A 19712-nucleotide genomic window follows, 5' to 3' on the forward strand; every position below is an offset into this window, starting at 1 on the left:
GACACTTACACCTATCGGTTATTTGGTTTGTTTAAAGAGCGGTGCTGACTTCGTTTCGTTTGCGTCGTCAGCTGAGGAGGCGAACTATACCCACCACGCTCTGGGCCGTCAACACCTCGCCGGCAAAAAAGTGCAAGTAATTGCTTAAGTGGCTGATTTCAAACACCGTCAAAACGGAAAATTTTCCGGTTCGCACAGTACTAGCCGTGTTTTACACTGGCAGCCTGTTCATGAAACCGGGCGATTTGCCGTGCCTCATACCCCTGTTAACTGGTTATTTGACCTCGACGACACCCTGCATCACGCTGGTGCCGCGGTGTTTCCGATGATCAATGAATGCATGACGCGCTATATCAGCCACCATGTCGGCGTAAGCCGTGCCGAAGCGGACTGGATGCGGACGCACTATTGGGAACGCTATGGTGCGACGCTGGAAGGGCTGAGCCGACATCACCACATTCAGCCGGCGCACTTTCTGCGACATACCCATCCGATGGCGACGCTGCTACCACTGATTGACACGTCGAACACCCTACCCGGCCTGCTAAGACAGCTACCCGGGCGCAAATGGGTGTTTTCCAACGGCCCGCAACATTATGTGGAGGCGATTGTGCGCCACTTGGGTATCGCGCATCAGATCGAACGCAGCTTCGGCATGGATAGCTTCGGCCTGACGCCCAAACCGAGGCTCGCGGCGTACCGCAGTGTGCTACGACAGGCCGGGTTAGCTGCCGGCGACTGCATCATGGTGGAGGATTCGGTGCAAAACCTGCGAACAGCCAAGCGTTTGGGGATGCGCACGGTGTGGCTGAGCCGGCAACTGCGAAAGCCCGCCTGGGTGGACTGGCGACTAGTGGATCTGGGTAGTCTGCGCCGGCTTGAGCTGTTGCCATAGCGATAGCAGCAAGCAGGCCAAGGCTGCCACAGGCCACAGGTCGGACAGGAAATCCAACAAGGCACTCATATTGAGTAGGTGGCCATAGGGCCAGCGAAACAGCGACAAGAAATCGGACTGCACCTCGCTCAGCGGCCACAATGTCGCAGCGAATTGTGCCGCCAGCAAGGCAAGTATGGCGACTATGGTTTGCAGTATTCGGGACAGCCCTGCAACCCACCACAGCAGCAAGAAACCAGCTGCGAGCCCGGTAATAAGGTGCGGATTGATCCACTGAAACAGGGCAAAGGGTTTTAACAGTACGCCTGCGGCCAACATCTTGCACAACCAGACTGTCAACAGCAGCAGCAGGATGCTGCGAAAGCGGTCAGCACGCACCTTTAGCCAGCTGGTCATAAACAGGCAAGTGGCCAACATGTTCGCCATGGCACCACCAGCCTCAACTAGAAACAGGAAGAGCCGAGGGTTATCGAGCGGCGAAACGTAGGGCTGCGGCAAGCCCTGCGGATAAGCCACCACACCGAATAAGGGCATGGCAGGATTGAGCTGGGTCAACAGCCACAGGCCCATCAACAGCAAACCATAGTCGGCAGCACTGCCATCAACAAAGTAACGCCGCCGCCATTGCATCAAATGTTGCCAGCGGCGTCGGAAGATAGGCGACACCGCCAACATGGCCCCGAGACAACCACCGATGAGATTGCACAACACATCCAGATTGGATGCCACGCGCATGGGGAGGAACTCTTGCAAAAATTCTACCGCAATGCTGGTTAGCAGGCAGACAGCAAGGGCAAGCAGGGTCGAAAGCCAGCGCGGCATGAATAGGAGCGCCAAGCTGAAGCCGTACGGAATATAAATGATGACGTTGGCCGCATTATCGAAAAAGCGGGTGTAGTACGGTAGCGGATAGCTAAGAAACTCGAACAGCGGGCGACCGGAGTAGCTCCAGCCGGTGAAGGGATAGAGACTGAGAAAGAAGATCACCACGGCATTGACGAAGGCCGCATAGAGGGCAACATGGCTGTGCGCGGCGCGTCCAGTATGCGCGATCATGTGGTGGACAACCCGGATAAACAAACGGGGACAGCATACCCAGCCCCCTGATGACAGGCAAGAAAAAGGGCACCGGAGTGCCCTTTTGCGCAGTGTTCAGACTGGGATCAGAACTTGGTACCGATACCCACGCTGGTTACCAGCGGGTTGATGTCCAGGGTGCCCAGCTCGGTACCACTGGCTTTTACCTTGGTCTTGATCCAGATTTTCTTCATATCCAGGTTCAGGAAGATATCTTTGGTCAGCGGCATGTCGATACCCACCTGCATGGCCGGGCCAAAGCTGTTCTTTTTCACGCTCAGATTAGCACCCGCCTTGTCTTTAAAGCCGTAGAAACGGGTGTAGTTGACACCAGCACCCACGTACGGACGGAACTGGCCTTCCGGATTGAAGTGGTACTGGGCAGTCAGCGTCGGCGGCAATACTTTGACAGTAGCCAGCTCGGTGGAGCCAGCCATCACTGAGTGCTTGGAAGTGCCCAGAATCAGCTCGACACCGACATTGTTGGTCAGCATATAGGTGAAATCGACTTCAGGAATGGTGTCGTCTTCAACATCCACACCCTCCAGACCCGAGGATACGGAAGTCTGCGGGTTAACGTTGGTCACGCGGAAACGGGCCAGGATGTCACCCTGGGCAGCAAAAGCACTGGAAGTCAGCACGGTGGCCAGAGCGGCGATAGCAAGCTTTTTCATGTTTATCTCCAAGCGGGTAGCTAGCAAAAGTAGTTCGCTCGCTTGTCCGCTTATTGACTTGACTCACTGCGGACAGTAGCTTGCGACGTCGGAACCTAGATTAACCTTGCGCCGCACCATCGTTTTTGCGCTAGATCATGAAAAAATCATGAAATACCACGACTTGAGGGACTTCATGTCCCAACTCGAGGCCCAAGGCGAGCTCAAACGCATCGCCGTGCCGGTCTCTACCCATCTGGAAATGACCGAAATCGGCGACCGTGTGCTGAAAGCCGGCGGCCCTGCCCTGCTGTTTACCCAGCCACAAACCGGGAGTCAGCGCTACGACATCCCGGTGCTGGCCAACCTGTTTGGTACCCCCAAACGTGTGGCCATGGGTATGGGCGCCAATGATGTACTGGCGCTGCGCGAAATAGGCCAGACACTGGCTTACCTGAAAGAGCCGGAGCCGCCCAAAGGCCTGCGCGACGCCTGGGACAAGCTGCCGCTGCTGAAGCAGGTACTGTCGATGGCGCCGAAAGAAGTGCGCAAGGCTCCCTGCCAGGAAATCGTGTGGGAAGGCGATGAAGTCGACCTGTCGCGGCTGCCGATCCAGCACTGCTGGCCGGGCGACGTGGCGCCGCTGATTACCTGGGGCCTCACCGTGACCCGCGGCCCACACAAGAAGCGGCAAAACCTGGGCATCTACCGCCAGCAGGTTATCGGCCGCAACCGCGTCATCATGCGCTGGCTGGCGCACCGTGGCGGCGCGCTGGACTACCGCGAGTTCCGTGCGGCCAACCCCGACAAGCCCTACCCGGTGGCCGTGGTACTGGGCTGCGACCCTGCCACCATCCTGGGTGCGGTGACACCAGTGCCGGATACGCTGTCCGAATACCAGTTTGCCGGCCTGCTGCGCGGTAGCCGTACCGAGCTGGTGAAGTGCATCGGCTCCGACCTGCAAGTACCGGCCAGCGCCGAAATCGTGCTGGAAGGCCACATCCACCCCAATGACATGGCGATGGAAGGCCCTTACGGCGACCATACCGGCTACTACAACGAGCAGGACAGCTTCCCCGTGTTCACCATCGACCGCATCACCATGCGCGAGAACCCGGTGTACCACAGCACGTACACCGGCAAGCCGCCGGACGAGCCGGCCATCCTGGGTGTGGCACTGAACGAAGTATTCGTGCCCATTCTGCAGAAGCAGTTTCCGGAAATCGTGGATTTCTATCTGCCCCCGGAAGGCTGCAGCTACCGCATGGCGGTGATCAGCATCAAGAAACAGTACCCTGGCCACGCCAAGCGCGTGATGATGGGCTGCTGGAGCTTCCTGCGCCAGTTCATGTACACCAAGTTCATCGTGGTGGTGGACGACGACGTGAACACGCGCGACTGGAAAGAAGTGATCTGGGCCATCACCACCCGTATGGACCCGGTACGCGATACCACGCTGATCGAAAACACCCCGATCGACTACCTGGACTTTGCCAGCCCGGTTTCCGGCCTGGGCGGCAAGATGGGGCTGGACGCCACCAACAAGCTGCCGGGGGAAACCAGCCGCGAGTGGGGTGTACCTATCACAATGAGCAGCGAAGTATCGCGCCATATCGATAGCATATGGCATGAACTTGGATTATGAATTATAGAAGTTGTAGCGCAATGTAGTGATATGCAAATAAAATGATGCCATTGCTTTAAAAGCGGGACAGCGACAGCTTTATTCTGTCCCGCTTTGTTATCTGAACTATGCGACAGAAGCGAGGCTCACTTTGATACGCCACAACACTACGCTAAGCCGTGCGTTTACATTAACCCTGCTCTGCACCGCGCTGGCACTGGCTGGATGCGGCGGGGGTGGCGGTGGCGGCAGCGCAGGCCAGACAGCAAACAGCGGCAGCAACGGTAGCGTTAGCAGCCCCAGCCTGCTACTAAGCATTACCAATCAGTCCGGGCTCAGCACCAATAACCTGAAGATCAGCGAAGAAGCCACCGTCACGTTGCGTGCGCTAGACGCCAGCGGCAACCCGATTGCCAACCGCATCATTGAAATCACGAATACCGATAGCGCACTCGGCATACTGGAAGCGAGCAAGGTACTGACCGATAGCCGCGGCCTTGCCACTACCCGCTTTACCGCTTCCAGCCAGGCGGGTGCCGGCACCCTGTCCGCCAGCATGGTCAACGGCAGCAGCAGCATCAGCAGTAACGCCTTCAATTTCAGTGTTGCACCGGTACAGTTCAATCTCAGTACCGTACAACTGGGCGTGCCCGGCATCACAAGCGGCGGCACCGTCGCCGCCAGCGTGATCATTACCGACAATGCCGGTAGTGCGCTGGACGTACCGCTAGATGTGACCTTTACCTCCAACTGCGCCAGTACCAACAAAGCACTACTGGATAACGCGAGCAGTGCCACCGTCAAGAGCCAGACAGTACTGGTCAACGGTGTGAAGCAAAGCCGTGCCAGCGTCACCTATACCGACAAAGGCTGCTCCGGCGTGGACAAGATCACGGCCACGGCCAGACTGGGTTCCGTCAGCAAGAGCAGTAACACCAACCCGGATCTGACCATTACCACGGTGGCAGAAACACCCACCTCGCTGGAGTTTGTCAGCGCAACGCCCAAGAACATCAAACTACAGTCGCTGGGCGGCAACGTCAGTTCCACCCTGCTGTTCAGGCTGAAAGACAGGTTTGGCAACCCGGTTACCAACACGCAGGTCAACTTCCAGCTCAATAGCACTGCCGGTGGAACAAGCTTGCAGCCCTACAACAGTCAGACTGCCGTTAGCACCCTGAGCGGCACCACCGACAATAACGGCCAGGCCAGCGTCACCGTGTACGCAGGGAATGTCAGCAGTGTGGTGCGCGTTACGGCCAGTGTCAGCTCGGGCAATACCACCATCCAGACGCAGTCCGGCGATCTCACCATTTCCACCGGCATTCCGCACCATAGCGGCTTCTCGCTGTCGGCCACCGCGGCCAACCCCGAGTTCCTGAGCCACGATGGCGAAAGCATTACGCTGAGCGTCTATGCCTCTGATCGTTTTGGCAACCCGACGCCGGATGGTACCCCGATCAGCTTCCGCACCGAGGCCGGTATTGGCCAGGTAACACCCAGTTGCACCACCAGCAATGGCCGTTGCAGCGTCACCCTGACTAGCAGTGGCGATCGCGATGCCCTGACCGGCCCCGGCCGTCAGACCGTCCTCGCGTTTACCGATGGTGAGGAAAGCTTTACCGACAGCAACGGTAACGGGGTATGGGACAGTGGCGAACCGTTCATTGACCTGCCCGAGATCTACTTGCCGGTAGACGGCCGCGACTTCAAATCCAGCGCCAAGCAAAACAATGAAGAGTTTGTCGATTACAACCGTGACAGCCAGTGGAACGACAAGGACGGCAACTACAACGGCGTGCTCCGCAGCAGCAGCGTGGCATCCAGCGTGCCCAAATCACTGAACATTGGCGTAGCGCGCGAGATCATCTGGTCGGGCAGTACCGCTGACAACACAACCATCACCGGGGCCTCGCTGTGCTCACCCAGCAACCGCACCGCTGAAGTCGTTGTGACACCGATGGATGTAAATGGCAACGTGATGCCTGCCGGCACTACCGTGTCCATCAGTACCGACAGCGCGTTAAGCGTTATCGGTAGCAGCAGCGTCACTGTCGCCTCGCAAAACCGACCCAGTGCCTACCGTTTCCTGGTTGGCATTGCTGACGGCAATGCACTATGCCCGGTCGGCGGTACCGTGTTCATTACCATCCGCACGCCCAAAGGCATGGTCACGTCCTTCCGCGTAGCACGCTGATCGCGGCCAGCCGTCCGGTTCGATTTTGTCGGGCTGGGCGGCTATAATCGCTGCTTGTTTACCCATACTGGACCAAGTCATGACCAACCCGAACTCCCCCAACCGCCTGAAACGCCTGTCGCCGCGCCAACGCAAGAAACTGCGCGTCGGTGAATTCCAGGAGCTGGGCTTTACCGTGGTGGCCACCCTGAAAGAACAGGACGACGCTGCTAACGATGCGCTGCTGAACGGCTGGCTGGAAGCGGTAGACAGCCACAGCGTCAGCTTTGGCGGCCACTTCAGCGACGGTCAGCTGGATGGCGTGGTGTTTCCGGTAAACGGCGTAAAAGTGACCGAAGAAGTGAAAGCTGCGCTGGTGGCTTGGCTGCAAGCCCGTGCCGACGTGGCCAGCGTGGAAGCCAGCGACCTGCTGGACGTATGGCATAGCGCCTGGTAAGCCACGCTTGCCACGCAGACAGCCCGCCCGTCAGGCGGGCTTTTTTGCGCCTGGGGTACGTCAGGCCCATAAAAAAAGTTGGCCGCACCCCGGTTAAGGGTGCGGCCAACCTGGTCGTTCATCACGGTGCGGGCTTAGCCCCGTTCCAGCTCCCACAACGCTGACTGCAACGATTCCATGCGCGCATCCAGCGCGCTACGGGCGTCGGCCAGCGCCTTGTTGTAGATGGCGGGGCCAATGCGGTCGGCCACCAGCAATACCAGCGCCTGGGCGTCAAAACCACCCAGTTCCACCTCGTGTTCGGCCGCCAGGTGTTGCTGTATCTGGGCGGCCAGTTCTGCCAGCTGCGGCTGGGTCAGATAGCGTTCATCGCTTTTCATGATGCATCCATCGTTATCCAGCCGACAGTGTCAGCGCATCAGCCTTGTTTGGCAAATGCCGGTTCCAGTTCCGGGTCGCGGCGCGGCTGCGGGTCGATATCGTCGTCTTCGTCCAGCTCCGGCTGGGCGGCGCCCAGCTGGTTTTCGCTCTTGGCCACCACGCTGGCGGCAATAGCGTTACCCAGCACGTTGGTGGCAGAACGGCCCATGTCCAGGAAGTGGTCCACGCCCAGCAGCAGCAGCAGGCCGGCTTCCGGAATGTTGAACTGCGCCAGCGTGGCGGCAATCACCACCAGCGAGGCACGCGGCACGCCGGCCATGCCTTTGGAAGTCACCATCAGGATCAGCAGCATGGTGATTTCCTGCGACAAGCTCAGGTCGATACCGTAGGCCTGGGCGATGAAGATGGTGGCAAAGGTGCAGTACATCATCGAACCGTCCAGGTTGAACGAGTAGCCCATCGGCAGTACGAAGCTACCGATGCGGTCGCTGCAACCAAAGCGTTTCAGGCGGTCCAGGGTTTTTGGGTAAGCGGCTTCCGAGCTGGCAGTAGAGAACGCCAGCAGCGCCGGTTCACGGATGGCACGCAGCAGCTCGAACACGCGACGCTTCAGGAACAGCGAGCCCATGGCCAGCAGCGCCAGCCACAGCAGGCCCAGCGACAGGTAGAACTGCGCCATGAAGCTGCCGTAGGTAGTCAGGATGCCCAAGCCTTCTTTGGCCACCATGCCGGCGATAGCGGCAAACACGGCGAAAGGGGCGAAGTTCATCACGTAGCCGGTCACTTTCAACATGATGTGCGCCACGGCGTCGATGGCGTCGATCAGGCCTTTGGCCTTGTCGCCGATGGCAGACGCGGCGGTACCGAAGAACAGTGAGAACACCACGATGGCCAGGATCTCGTTCTTGGCCAGCGCGTCAAACACGCTCTTCGGGATCAGGTGGCTGATGAAGTCTTTCAGCGTCAGCGCGCCCTTCTCGATACCCGAGCTGGCGGTCACTTCCGGCAGCGGCAGGCCCAGCCCCACGCCCGGCTGCAGCAGGTTCACCATCACCAAGCCCAGCACCAGCGATACCAGCGAGGCAGTAAGGAACCAGGCCATGGCCTTGGCGCCGATGCGGCCAACAGTGGCCGAGTCGCCCATACGAGCAATACCCACCACCAGGGTGGAGAACACCAGCGGCGCAATGATCATCTTGATCAGGCGCAGGAAGATGTCGGTCAGAATGGACAGCTGGTCGGCAAACGACTTGATGGCCTCATCGCTGCCAGCCATTTCACGCCAGCCGTAGCCGGCCAGGATACCCAGCACCATGGCGGCCAGGATCATCTTGGTCAATCGATTAAGTTTCACGGTATTTCCCTGTATTGCTTTGTGAAATTAATCCTTTGTAGTGTCCGCGCCGGTCATGGCCGGGCAGTACCTCAGCGCCGCGCGGCGCTTGTTTTACCTCGTACCGGCAGCAGGGCGCGGTCGGGGCTGGCATTAAAGCAGAAAGCGGCCGCGCTGTAATCAGGCAAATCCCGCACTTGGCGAGGTATGTGTGCTGTCATTGGCATTTACTGGCAATAAAAATCATGCCAAAGCAAGCCAGTATCTCTGCCAGCAACATGGGCTAGCCCGCCCGGTGCAAGGTGCAAGTGGCCAGATAAAAAAATGCCGCCATACCTTGCGGTAGGGCGGCCAAACTTCACATCACATTCAAGAGAGAGGGAATCGTTACAGCGTAATCCAGCGCGGGCTGGTCAGGGCTGCCGGCTGCAGCACGGTGTCCAGCTGCTCGCGGGTCAGCAAGCCACGGCGCAGTACGATGTCGTACACGCTGCCGCCGCTCTGGTGGGCTTCGGTCGCCACTTCGGTGGCGGCGGCGTAGCCGATGTAGGGGTTCAGTGCGGTTACCAGGCCCACCGAGCGGTGCACGGTGTCCAGCAGATAGTCGCGGTTGGCCGTAATGCCGACCACGCAGTTATCACGCAGTGTGTCGCAGGCGGCGGCCAGGTGGCTAACGCTGCGGAACAGGCTGTAGGCAATCACCGGCTCGAAGGCGTTCAGCTGCAGCTGGCCGGCTTCGGCCGCCATGGTGACGGTCATGTCGTTACCGATCACCTCGTAGGCCACCTGGGTCACCACTTCCGGAATCACCGGGTTCACCTTGCCCGGCATGATGGACGAACCCGCCTGGCGCGCCGGCAGGTTGATCTCGCCCAGGCCAGCTCGCGGGCCGGAAGACAACAGGCGCAAGTCGTTGCAGCTCTTGGACAGTTTCACCGCCACCCGCTTCAGCACGCCGGACAGCTGCACGAAGGCGCCGCAGTCCTGGGTAGCTTCGATCAGGTTGGGCGCGGTTTCCAGCGCCAGGCCAGTCAGCGCCGACAGCTTCTCGCACACCAGCGGGGTATAGTCCGGGTGCGCGGTAATGCCGGTGCCGATGGCAGTGGCGCCCAGGTTGATTTCCAGCATCAGGGCGCTGGCTTCGTACAGGCGTTGTTCGTCTTCACCCAGCATCACGGCGTAGGTGCGGAATTCCTGGCCCAGCGTCATCGGTACCGCGTCCTGCAGCTGGGTGCGGCCCATCTTCAGCACGTCGGCAAATTCGTCGGCCTTGTCGTCGAAGGCGTCGCGCAGGCGGGCCATGGCCGCCAGCAGGCGCTGTACGCCCCAGAAGGTGGCCAGGCGCAGCGCGGTGGGGTACACGTCGTTGGTGCTCTGGCCCATGTTGACGTGCTCGTTGGGGTGCAGGTGCTGGTATTCGCCCTTGCCGTGGCCCAACAGTTCCAGCGCGCGGTTCGCGATGACCTCGTTGGCGTTCATGTTGGTGGAGGTGCCCGCACCGCCCTGGATCACGTCTACCACAAACTGGTCGTGCAGCTTGCCGGCGCGGATTTCCTCGCAGGCCAGCACGATGGCTTCCTTGTGGTGATCGGCCAGCAGGCCCAGCTGGTGGTTAGCCAGCGCGGCGGCCTGCTTGATTACCGCCAGCGCACGGATCAGGTCGCCGTAGCTGGCGATGGTCTGACCGGTGATCGGGAAGTTTTCGATGGCACGCAGAGTGTGCACGCCCCAGTAGGCGTGTGCCGGGACCTCGCGGTCCCCCAGCAGATCGTGTTCCAGGCGGGTGGTCATAGGTGTTGTCTTTGTGCTTTTGTGTGGAGTGCGTGCACTGTAGCGGCAGCTCTGTGGCGGCGGCCAATTCCGAATGGCGATAGGATCATGCAAGATTTGCATGATCTGGCAAATGGCCGCCTTTTGCGGCCAACACGCGGCCTTCTTGCCTGAAAGTCGCGCAGATTACACACGTGCAACGGCAGCTGCGCCGCTCGTGGTGTGTGGTGTGCCAGCGCTGGCCGGCCGACGGGCAGCTGACTGCTACCGGCTTACCCAAGGCGCCGACCCATCGCGCACGCAGCGTATTGCTGCCTTCCGCCAGCCCCTACACCGCCGGGTAACGTGTGGCCAACCCCTGCCACAGCGTATCCAGCTGCGGCAGCTCGCGCCGCGCGTCGCGGTAAACGCGGATTTCCATCGGCAGCGACCACGCCTCGCCACCAGCGGCGGCCAGCTGCCCGGCCGCCAGCTCGCGCTGCACCGCACTCTGCGGCAAGAACGCCACACCGTGGCCTTCCAGCACCATCGCCTTCAGGCCTTCGGCCATATCGGTTTCGAAACGCTGCTGCAGCAGGCAGGGTTGTGGCGCGCGTTCGATGATCAGCTCCACCATGCGGCGAAAGTAGGCATTGGGGCCGTAGGCCAAAAACGGCAGCGGCGCGCCGTGGCTGCCGGGCAGCTGCCACAAGGGCTGGCCGTGCTCGGCGCGGCTAAACGGCTGTAGCGTTTCGCTGCCCAGGCGCAGCCCGTGGTAGCGGCTGTCCGGCAGCTCTACCGGGTGGCGCGGGTGGTGGTAACACAGCAGCAGATCGGCGTTGCCTTCGGTCAGCGCGATCACCGCGTCGTGCACGTTATGCGCCAGCAGGCGCCAGGCCACCTCGCCCAGCGTGGCCTGTTCGCTGGCCAGCCAGCGCGGCACGAAGCCGAACGACAGCGTATGCGGCACGGCCAGCGTCAGCGTGGCGGCGTCGGCCTGCTGCAAACCGCGCAGCAGGCTGCGGGTGCTGGACAGCTCGCCCACCAGCAGGCGGGCCTTTTCCTGTAGCAGCTCGCCGGCTGGCGTCAGCCGTGTCGGCCAGGTAGTGCGGTCGATCAGGTCGGCGCCCAACCAGTTTTCCAGCGCCTTGATGCGGCGGGAAAACGCCGGCTGCGTCAGGTGGCGCAGCTCGGCCGAGCGCGTGAAGCTGCCGGTTTCGGCCAATACCAGAAAGTCTTCCAGCCAGCGGGTTTCCATGCCTGCTCCCGTATCAAAGGTTGGCCGCAGCCTACCGTACTGCCGTGTCGCCCGCCACCAGACGCTGCTGCCAGCGCAGCCAGCGGCCGGTGCCGTGCCACACCCAGCGCAACACTTTCCAGCCCAGTACGCTGCCGATCAACCCCAGCACGGTCAGCACCAGCCCGAACACCAGCACGCTGCCAGACCTGGCTTTGGGCAGGCCGCTCAGCTCGACGCTATCGGCACCATCGCGAATCTGCAGCTGCGCCACATTGCCGCTGGCGTCGCGCTCCAGGCGGAAATGCTCGTCGCCGTCGCGCGCTTCGATCACCAGCTTGCCGCTGGCCGGGTCCGGCTCGATGCGCACCGTTTCGCCATGCCCGCTTTCGATGCGGATTCTTGGCGGCTGGCCGTCACGCGTGCCGGCGGCAATCAGCCACGGGCCGACGCCGCTGTCGTTCACCACGATATGGTCCAGCGACGGCCAGCCGAACACGCTGTGGCTGGCCCAGCTGCCGGTAATGACCACGCCGGCAAGCAGCAGGCCGACCGCGCCCAGCCACAGGCTGCCCAGCCAGGTCAGCAACAACAGGTAAGGGAAGGCCAGCAGCACGTTCAGCACGCCCAGGCCAGCCAGCGCGCCCAGCGCCTGCTTCATGTTGGCCGGGCTTTTGTCGGCCTCCCAGTCGGCCAGTTTGCGTTCGGCAGTCAGCTCGCGCGCCAGCCGCTCCGGCTCGCCCAGCGCCGCGCACACCTCGGCCTCGCTGCGGCCATCGGCGGCCGCGTCGTCAAAATAGGCGCGGTAGTCGGCCAGAATCTCGTCGCGTTCGGCCGGGCCGAGCTTGCCCAGCGCGGCGGCCAGCCATTGCAGGTACTGTTCGCGGTTCATGGTGTGTCTCCTTCAGGGCCGTTGTGGCCCAGTACGGCGTTGATCTCGGCAACGAAACTGCCCCATTCCCGGCGCATGGCGGCCAGCGCCTCGCCACCGGCCGGCGTCAGCCGGTAGTACTTGCGCGCCGGCCCGCTGGCCGACTCCACCAGATAGGTGCTGACCCAGTCGTCGGCTTGCAGCCGCCGCATCAGCGGATAGATGGTGCCTTCGCTGATGTCCATGCTTTGCGCCAGTGTGCTGACGATCTCGTAGACATAGCTGTCGTGGCGGGCCAGTACCGCCAGCACGCACATCTCCAGCGTGCCTTTACGCAATTGCGTTTTCATCGTTTCTCCTGCCTCACGGCTTATCGCGCGGTCAACGCCCGGCACCCACGCGCCGGCGCCGCTACCTTGCAATACAAGGAACCTACTGCCACCGCCACCTCACTTGATACCTGCATCCTAGCAGTACACTACTATGCATTGCAAGGTAGCTGTTAATGCATCAGTAATTTCTCAGCGCCTGCACGGCTTGTTGCCGCGCTGCCAGCCTTGCTACACAAGCTGCTAAACCACAGTAGTAGCAAGCCCGCAGGCGATGCGGCCAACCTGGTAAGCACAAGGCCCGCCGGCAATGCCGGCGGGCCTTGTACGTTGCGACGGCACGACCTTGCCGATATCGGCTAGCGCCGCGCCTGCTCCAGCCAGTCGGCGGTGGCGTCGGCCGCCTTGAACTCGTGCACCACGCCCTGCAGCAGCGTAAACGCCTGCGCCGCGTCCAGCGCGTCACATGCCGCACGCAAGGCCGCCAGGTGCTGCGCCAGCTCGGCCGGCGCCAGGTGGTATTCCTGCGCCCGCATGATGCGCGGGTGCTCGGTGGGCAGCACCTTGTCGCCGATCAGCAGTTCCTCGTACAGCTTTTCGCCCGGGCGCAGGCCGGTGCAGCGGATCTCCACGTCGCCCTGCGGGTTGCGCTCGTCGCGCACCTGCAAGCCGGACAAGTGAATCATGCGCCGTGCCAGGTCGATGATGCGCACCGGCTCGCCCATGTCCAGCACGAACACGTCGCCACCCTGCCCCATCGCGCCGGCCTGGATCACCAGCTGCGCCGCCTCCGGAATGGTCATGAAGTAGCGGGTAATCTCCGGATGCGTCAGCGTTACCGGGCCGCCGCTGGCGATCTGCTGCTTGAACAGCGGCACCACCGAGCCGGAACTGCCCAGCACATTGCCGAAACGCACCATCACGAAGCGGGTGCGGCTACCGGCCGCGTGGCGCGCCTGCAGCGCCAGCTCCGCCAGCCGTTTGGTGGCGCCCATCACGTTGGTGGGCCGCACGGCTTTATCGGTAGAGATCAGCACGAAAGTCGGCACGCCAGCGTCTTCGGCGGCGCGGGCGCAGGTGTCGGTGCCAAAGGCATTGTTGACGATGCCGGCCACCGGGTTGTGCTCCACCATCGGCACGTGCTTGTAGGCGGCAGCGTGGTAGACGGTGTCCACGCGCATGCCCTGCAGCACCGCCAGCAGGCGCGGGTAGTCGGTGACGCTGCCCAGGAACGGTACCCGCGGCACCGCCGGCGCCAGCTTGGCCAGCTCCTGGTCGATGGCGTACAGCGCGTACTCGCTGGCCTCGAACAGCACGATGCGCGCCGGCTTCTGGCGCACGATCTGGCGGCACAGCTCGGAACCGATGGAGCCACCCGCGCCGGTGACCATCACCACCTTGCCGGCAATGTTGGCCGCCAGCAGCTCGGGCTGCGGCGGTACCGGGTCGCGGCCCAATAGGTCGTCGATGCCCACCTCGCGCAGCTCGGTGACGCGCACCTCGCCCGATACCAAGTCGGCCATGCCCGGCAGCCGCTTGATCGGCACGTGCAGCGGTTCCAGCTTTTCCAGGATCTCGCGGTGGCGGCCACGGCTGGCCGACGGGATGGCCAGCAGGATCAGCTCGGCCTCGGTGTCCTGCAGCAGTTGCGGCAGCTCGTGCGGGCCGTGCACCGCCAGGCCGCGGAAGGTGCGGCGCCACAGCTGCGGGTTATCGTCCACAAACGCCATCGGGCGGTACTCGCGCCCTTCCAGCAAGCCGGCCATCAGCTGCAGGCCGGCGCGGCCGGCGCCGTAGATCAGCACCGGGCGGCGTGGTGCATCCAGCGCATCGATACGCCGTACCAGGCCACGCAGCAGAAAGCGGCTGCCGCCGATATAGGCCATGGCGAACACCCAGAAGATGATGATGGCGGTGCGCGGAAAGGCGCCGATGCCGGCCATCAGGAGCACCGCCATCAGCACCAGTACCGACAGCGATACGCCGACGAACACGGTGTAGACGATGCGGTCGTCCAGAAACTTCAGCACCGCACGGTACAGGCCCAGCTTGATGAAGATGGGCAGCACCCACAGCGGCGGCACGGCAAAAATCCACCAGTACGGGTCCAGCTTCGGGTCCCAGTTGCCGCCCAGGCGCAGCAGCACCGCGCTCCACATCGCCAGCGGCAACAGCAGCGCGTCCAGCAGCATCAGCAGCGCCATCTTGTGATGGCGCGAGAAGGAAAGCAGTTTTTCCAGCATGTAATGGTCTCTAAAGACTTTCTTGGCCACGAAACCCACGAAACGACACCAACCCCCTCTGCCACAGCCCCCGCCCAAGCCCGGCGGGGAAACGGCTAACCCAGGCGCAGCATCCACGCCGGGTTATCTCGTGCCCTTGCGTAGAAGCCATGGCCAGATATCTCCCTGTGTCCTTCTATCGCTATGTGGCAAACAAGACTCAGCGGGTCACGATCTTCAGCAAGGTGGCCACAATGATCTGCACGTCGCCGGCCAGGCTGTGGCTTTGCGCGTAGCGCACGTAGTAGCCCAGCTTTTCCGGCAGCACCTGCTCGATATAGGCGCGTTCCGGGTCGGCGGCTTTGCCCAGGATCTCGTTCTCGTCGATCATGCGGATCGACGCCCAGTCGGTAATGCCAGGGCGTACCGACAGCACGATGTCCTTCACGCTATCCGGGTAGTGCGCCACGTATTTGGGCACCTCGGGGCGCGGGCCCACCAGGCTCATGTCGCCGTACAACACATCCAGCAGCTGCGGCAGCTCGTCCAGCTTGGTCTTGCGCAGCAGGTGGCCGGCGCGCGTTACGCGCTGGTCGGCGCCCACCGTCAGCTGGCCGGCGGCTTCGGCGCCAATCTTCATGGTGCGGAACTTGTGGATGCGGAACAGCTGGCCACCACGCCCTACCCGCACCTGGCGGAAGAACACCGGGCCGGGCGAATCCAGCTTCACCCACAGCGCGATGGCCAGCAGCAGCGGCCAGATCAGCCACAGGCCGGCCAGCACCGCCACCAGGTCGAACAGGCGCTTGGCCAGCGCCGAGCCGGGGCGTGCGGCCAAGATTGGCCGCAACGTGTCCACGCCATGTTTATCCTGATCGCGCATCAGTGCCCCAGCAGCTGGCGCACGGCGGCGATGACGCGGGTCTGGTCGTCGTCGCTCATGCGGGTGTACAGCGGCAGCGTCACTTCGGCTTCAAACGCCGCGTCGGCCACCGGGAACTGCTCGCGCGTCAGGCCGTAGCTATCGCGCCATACCGGCTGGCGGTGCAGCGGAATGAAATGCACCGAGCAGCCAATGCCCAGTTCAGCCATTTTCACGATGAAATCATCGCGGCTGATGCCGGCCTGTGGCTGCAGGCGCACCGGGTACAGGTGCCAAGCGTGGTTGCTGCCGGCGTCGGCCGGGTGCGCGGGCAGGGTCAGCGGCAGGCCGGCCAGCTCGGCGTCGTAACGGGCCGCCATCGCCTCGCGCTTTTGCAGGAAGGCGTCGATCTTCTTCAGCTGGTGGATGCCCATCGCCGCGGCGGTGTCCGGCATATTGTACTTGTAGCCCGGGGCCACCACTTCGTAGTACCAGGCCGGGGTCTTGGACGTATAGCGGTCGAAAGCGTCGCGGCTGATGCCGTGCAGGCGCATCACCTTGCAGCGCGCGATGATGTCGGCGTGGCGCGATACCACCATGCCGCCTTCGCCGGTGGTCATGGTCTTGTTGGCGTAAAAGCTGAACACCGTCACATCGGAATCCAGCGCCCCCACCAGCGTGCCCTTGTAGTAGGTGGGCATGGCGTGGGCGGCGTCTTCCACCACCTTCAGCCCGTGCTCGCGCGCGATGGCGATGATGGCGTCCATATCGCAGGCCAGGCCGGCAAAGTGCACCGGAATGATGGCGCGGGTTTTATCGGTAATGGCGGCGCGGATGGCGTCCGGGCGGATATTGAAAGTGGCAGCGTCCACGTCCACGCACACCGGGTGCGCGCCGAGGTAGCGCACCACCTCGGCGGTGGCGGTAAAGGTGTAGCTGGGCACGATCACCTCGTCGCCCTCTTTCACCCCCACCGCTTCCAGCGCCAGGTGCAGGCCGGCGGTGGCGGAATTCACCGCGATGGCTTCCACACCACCGCCGATGTAGGCAGCAAAATCCGCCTCGAACTGGCGCGTTTTCGGGCCGGTGGTCACCCAGCCGGAACGCAGCGCGTCGACCACTTCATTAATCTCGTCCTCGCCGATATCCGGCAGGGCGAAGGGTAAAAACTTCTGTTCAGCCATGTTCTTTTCCGTATTCATGCGGCAGGTCAGCCCGACCCGCCATTATCCTGCACCGCCCCCCGTAGCGGGTGACGGTATGTAATCGATATGGGGCGATGGTGCGTATTCACCCTCCGGCTCCCGGCTTTACCTGGCTCGGTGGGCACGCTACGCTTTGCCCACCCTACAACCGCGACGCTGCACCTAACAGTAGGGTGGGCTAAGGCCGCAGGCCGTGCCCACCACACCCGAAAAACCACCACGCCCATCCGCACAGCACGGTGGGCACGCTGCGCGTTGCCCACCCTACAACCGCGAAGCTGCACCCACCGTAGGGTGGGCTAAGGCCACAGGCCGTGCCCACCACACCCGAAAAACCACCACGCCCATCCACACAGCACGGTGGGCACGCTGCGCTTAGCCCACCCTACAACCGCGACGCTACACCTAACCGTAGGGTGGGCTAAGACCGCAGGCCGTGCCCACCACCCCTACTCCCCAAAATCCTGTGGCAGTAGCAAACCACTAGTCGCCCAGTCAGCGGGTAATTCCCCATGCTGCACATAGCGGTGAAAGCTGGAATAGGGCCACTCCATCACCCGCGCTACCAGCCCATGTTTGACCGGATTGATGTGCACGTAGTCGATATGGCGTTGCAAATCGTCAGCATCGCGTATGCAATGCTCCCAAAAACGCCTTTGCCAAATACCTTTCTCTCGGTGACGCACCTTGCTATCGCTGCGTTCTCGTGCGGCCAACCCTCTACTAAACAGCGCCTTGATCTGCGCCCATCGTGTAGAAAAGTCGCTATCCCCTTCCGGCAAACGCCACACAGCGTGCAAATGGTCTGGCAAGACACAAATGGCCAGCGTCTCGAAAGGCCACCGTATAGCGACCGTCCGGTACGCCTGCCGCAAACGGCTGATCTCATCTACCAGCAAACAAGAGCCTCTATCCGCCAACGTCAGCGTGAAAAAGTAATACCCACCTGCTTGCCTGAACCTGCGGTAATCAGCCATGAGCTTCACCCCTGCCATCACGGTGGGCACGCTGCGCTTTGCCCACCCTACATACAACGTGGCACTGCCAATCGTAGGGTGGGCTAAGGCAACAAGCCGTGCCCACTACACCCGCAAAACCGCCATGCCCATCCGCACAGCACGGTGGGCACGCTACGCTTTGCCCACCCTACGTTTTTCACTTCAATTTATCCGACAACACCTTCCCCCACCGCTGCGTCGGCAGCTCCACCCAGCGGTGGATGGCCTGTGCGATGCCCCAGCTTACCGCCAGCGCGATGGCCACCATCGCCCACCACGGGGTGCCGTATTGTGCCAGCGTAAACAGGATCAGGTAACCGACCGTGGCGTGACACACGTACCAGGCGTAGCTGACGCTAGCCACCCGCGTCAGCAGCGGCGCCGCTACCAGCTGCGGCCGCAACGCCCCCGCCACAAACAGCGCCACGCCGATGCCGTAGCTGGCGTACAGGCCGGGGTCGCCCCAGCCGGTGAGCCACACGTACAGCGCCAGCATGCCGATAAAGTGCAGCACGGTTTCCACGCGGCCGGCGTGGCCGGTCTGGTAGAAGTACACCCAGCTTCCGGCAAACATCAGCGGGAAGTAACAGACAATGGTCTGGAAACTGTTGACCGGCGCAAAGCGGCACAGCCACACCAGCAGCGGCAGCAGCAGCCAGATCGCCCACTTGATGCGGCGGCCGGTAATGGCAAACGCACCGCCCAGCATGGCGTAGAACCACAGCTCCACCTTCAGCGTCCACATCACCGGGTCGATATTGCGGCCACCTATCCAGTCGATCAGCGCGATGCTGACGTGGCCCAGCACGTCGCGCGCGCTCACACTCCACACGCCGCCAGGCAGCTGTGCGGCCAACCATAGCGCGGCCACCGTCACCGCCAGCCCGGCCCAGTAGGTGGGGTAGATGCGGAAGAAGCGCGACACGGCAAAGCGCAACGTGCCCATGCGCGTCAGCGACAGCGGAATCAGCAGGCCGGAAATCAGCAGAAACAGCCCCACGCCCACCGCGCCAAGGTTGAACGGCAGCAGGAACGACGCGCCGTCGTAGCCCGGCAGCGGCGGCACGCTCATCACCTCGGCAATGCGGTCGCGGCGCTGCCAGAACGTCTGCGTGTAGTGGAACAACACCACGGCCAGCATGGCCAGGCCGCGCAGGCCGTCGGCAAAATCAAAGCGGATGTGGGGCTGCTGGCTCATGCGGCCTCCGGTGATCGCGGGCGGCTGCCCAGGATTTCGACAAAACGCAGCAGGTAGCCGTCCGGGTCTTGCCACAGGCCTTCCCGCTGGCCTTCTTCTTCGTGTTCGGACACCGCGTACCAGCTTTCCTGCACCGGGCGGAAGCCGGCGTAGCCGCCAGCCTGCAGCCGTGCGGCCAACGCGGTTACGTCGTCGACTTCGATCTGCAGGTTGATACCGCGCCCAAACGGCAGCTGCAGCTCGCCGGTGTGCCAGCCTTGCGGGTGCCAGGCTTCCAGCATCAGCTGCGCCTGGCCCTGCTCCAGATAGACAAAATCGGGCTCGCTGCGACGAAAACGCACGCCAAAACCGGCAGCCAGATAAAACGGCAGCGATTGCGCCATGTCGCGCACGGTCAGTTCCGGCACCATCGGGTTCCAGTAGGGTTCGCTCATCGTGTCAGGCC

General features: G+C 62.4%; 18 protein-coding genes. 4 read left to right on the forward strand and 14 right to left on the reverse strand.

The window, feature by feature from the left end; translation table 11 throughout:
* Positions 1-148 precede the first annotated feature (148 nt).
* A complete protein-coding gene (locus ACK4FZ_RS15380; RefSeq protein WP_409822318.1) occupies positions 149-895 on the forward strand; it encodes a pyrimidine 5'-nucleotidase in 747 nt (248 codons plus the stop codon).
* Here ACK4FZ_RS15380 and ACK4FZ_RS15385 read toward each other — a convergent pair.
* Entirely contained in the window at positions 851-1951 is a 1101-nt protein-coding gene (locus ACK4FZ_RS15385; RefSeq protein WP_409822320.1) for a VanZ family protein, read from the reverse strand. The two genes, ACK4FZ_RS15380 and ACK4FZ_RS15385, sit on opposite strands and share 45 nt — an antisense overlap.
* A gap of 107 nt (positions 1952-2058) precedes the next feature.
* Positions 2059-2646 carry an OmpW/AlkL family protein gene (locus tag ACK4FZ_RS15390; protein ID WP_409822322.1) on the reverse strand — a complete coding sequence of 196 codons (588 nt, stop codon included), beginning with the start codon at positions 2644-2646 and terminating at the stop codon, positions 2059-2061.
* A 148-nt stretch (positions 2647-2794) separates the two neighbouring features.
* Here ACK4FZ_RS15390 and ubiD point away from each other — a divergent pair, with 148 nt between their 5' ends.
* The 3 genes from ubiD (at position 2795) to ACK4FZ_RS15405 (ending at position 6882) form a co-directional block, all read left to right on the forward strand.
* Positions 2795-4270: a 4-hydroxy-3-polyprenylbenzoate decarboxylase gene (gene ubiD, locus ACK4FZ_RS15395; protein ID WP_409822324.1), complete on the forward strand. Its 1476-nt coding sequence runs from the start codon at positions 2795-2797 to the stop codon at positions 4268-4270.
* A 130-nt stretch (positions 4271-4400) separates the two neighbouring features.
* Complete coding sequence (locus ACK4FZ_RS15400; protein WP_409822326.1) at positions 4401-6446, forward strand: Ig-like domain-containing protein; 2046 nt, start codon at positions 4401-4403, stop codon at positions 6444-6446.
* Positions 6447-6525: 79 nt separating this feature from the next.
* Positions 6526-6882, forward strand: coding sequence for a YggL family protein (locus ACK4FZ_RS15405; protein ID WP_144373991.1), 357 nt, complete (start codon positions 6526-6528; stop codon positions 6880-6882).
* Between the two features lie 134 nt (positions 6883-7016).
* Here the strand turns inward: ACK4FZ_RS15405 and ACK4FZ_RS15410 are convergent, their stop codons facing one another.
* The 12 genes from ACK4FZ_RS15410 to ACK4FZ_RS15465 form a co-directional block, all read right to left on the reverse strand.
* A complete protein-coding gene (locus ACK4FZ_RS15410; RefSeq protein ID WP_144373992.1) occupies positions 7017-7262 on the reverse strand; it encodes a DUF2164 domain-containing protein in 246 nt (81 codons plus the stop codon).
* Between the two features lie 38 nt (positions 7263-7300).
* Complete coding sequence (locus tag ACK4FZ_RS15415) at positions 7301-8617, reverse strand: dicarboxylate/amino acid:cation symporter (RefSeq protein WP_409822328.1); 1317 nt, start codon at positions 8615-8617, stop codon at positions 7301-7303.
* Positions 8618-8983: 366 nt separating this feature from the next.
* A complete protein-coding gene (gene aspA / locus ACK4FZ_RS15420; protein ID WP_409822330.1) occupies positions 8984-10387 on the reverse strand; it encodes an aspartate ammonia-lyase in 1404 nt (467 codons plus the stop codon).
* 307 nt (positions 10388-10694) lie between these two features.
* Positions 10695-11603: a LysR substrate-binding domain-containing protein gene (locus tag ACK4FZ_RS15425; RefSeq protein ID WP_409822332.1), complete on the reverse strand. Its 909-nt coding sequence runs from the start codon at positions 11601-11603 to the stop codon at positions 10695-10697.
* Positions 11604-11634: 31 nt separating this feature from the next.
* On the reverse strand, positions 11635-12474 hold the full coding sequence (locus tag ACK4FZ_RS15430) for a DUF1700 domain-containing protein (RefSeq protein WP_409822334.1): 840 nt from the start codon (positions 12472-12474) through the stop codon (positions 11635-11637).
* A complete protein-coding gene (locus ACK4FZ_RS15435) occupies positions 12471-12803 on the reverse strand; it encodes a PadR family transcriptional regulator (RefSeq protein ID WP_144373997.1) in 333 nt (110 codons plus the stop codon). The genes ACK4FZ_RS15430 and ACK4FZ_RS15435 overlap by 4 nt, the downstream gene beginning before the upstream one ends.
* A 338-nt stretch (positions 12804-13141) precedes the next feature.
* Positions 13142-15025, reverse strand: coding sequence for a polysaccharide biosynthesis protein (locus ACK4FZ_RS15440; protein WP_409822336.1), 1884 nt, complete (start codon positions 15023-15025; stop codon positions 13142-13144).
* A 199-nt stretch (positions 15026-15224) separates the two neighbouring features.
* Positions 15225-15887: a sugar transferase gene (locus ACK4FZ_RS15445; protein WP_409822338.1), complete on the reverse strand. Its 663-nt coding sequence runs from the start codon at positions 15885-15887 to the stop codon at positions 15225-15227.
* Positions 15887-17050 (reverse strand): DegT/DnrJ/EryC1/StrS family aminotransferase, encoded by a 1164-nt coding sequence (locus tag ACK4FZ_RS15450; protein ID WP_409822340.1) that lies wholly within the window; start codon positions 17048-17050, stop codon positions 15887-15889. The genes ACK4FZ_RS15445 and ACK4FZ_RS15450 overlap by 1 nt, the downstream gene beginning before the upstream one ends.
* Before the next feature lie 470 nt (positions 17051-17520).
* Complete coding sequence (locus ACK4FZ_RS15455; RefSeq protein WP_409822342.1) at positions 17521-18048, reverse strand: REP-associated tyrosine transposase; 528 nt, start codon at positions 18046-18048, stop codon at positions 17521-17523.
* Positions 18049-18226: 178 nt separating this feature from the next.
* Positions 18227-19267 carry an acyltransferase family protein gene (locus tag ACK4FZ_RS15460; RefSeq protein WP_409822344.1) on the reverse strand — a complete coding sequence of 347 codons (1041 nt, stop codon included), beginning with the start codon at positions 19265-19267 and terminating at the stop codon, positions 18227-18229.
* On the reverse strand, positions 19264-19701 hold the full coding sequence (locus ACK4FZ_RS15465; RefSeq protein WP_409822345.1) for a bleomycin resistance protein: 438 nt from the start codon (positions 19699-19701) through the stop codon (positions 19264-19266). Before ACK4FZ_RS15465 ends, ACK4FZ_RS15460 begins: the two co-directional genes overlap by 4 nt.
* Between the last annotated feature and the right edge of the window lie 11 nt (positions 19702-19712).

The sequence above is a fragment of the Vogesella sp. genome, from assembly GCF_046297735.1.
Classification (GTDB): Bacteria; Pseudomonadota; Gammaproteobacteria; order Burkholderiales; family Chromobacteriaceae; genus Vogesella; species Vogesella urethralis.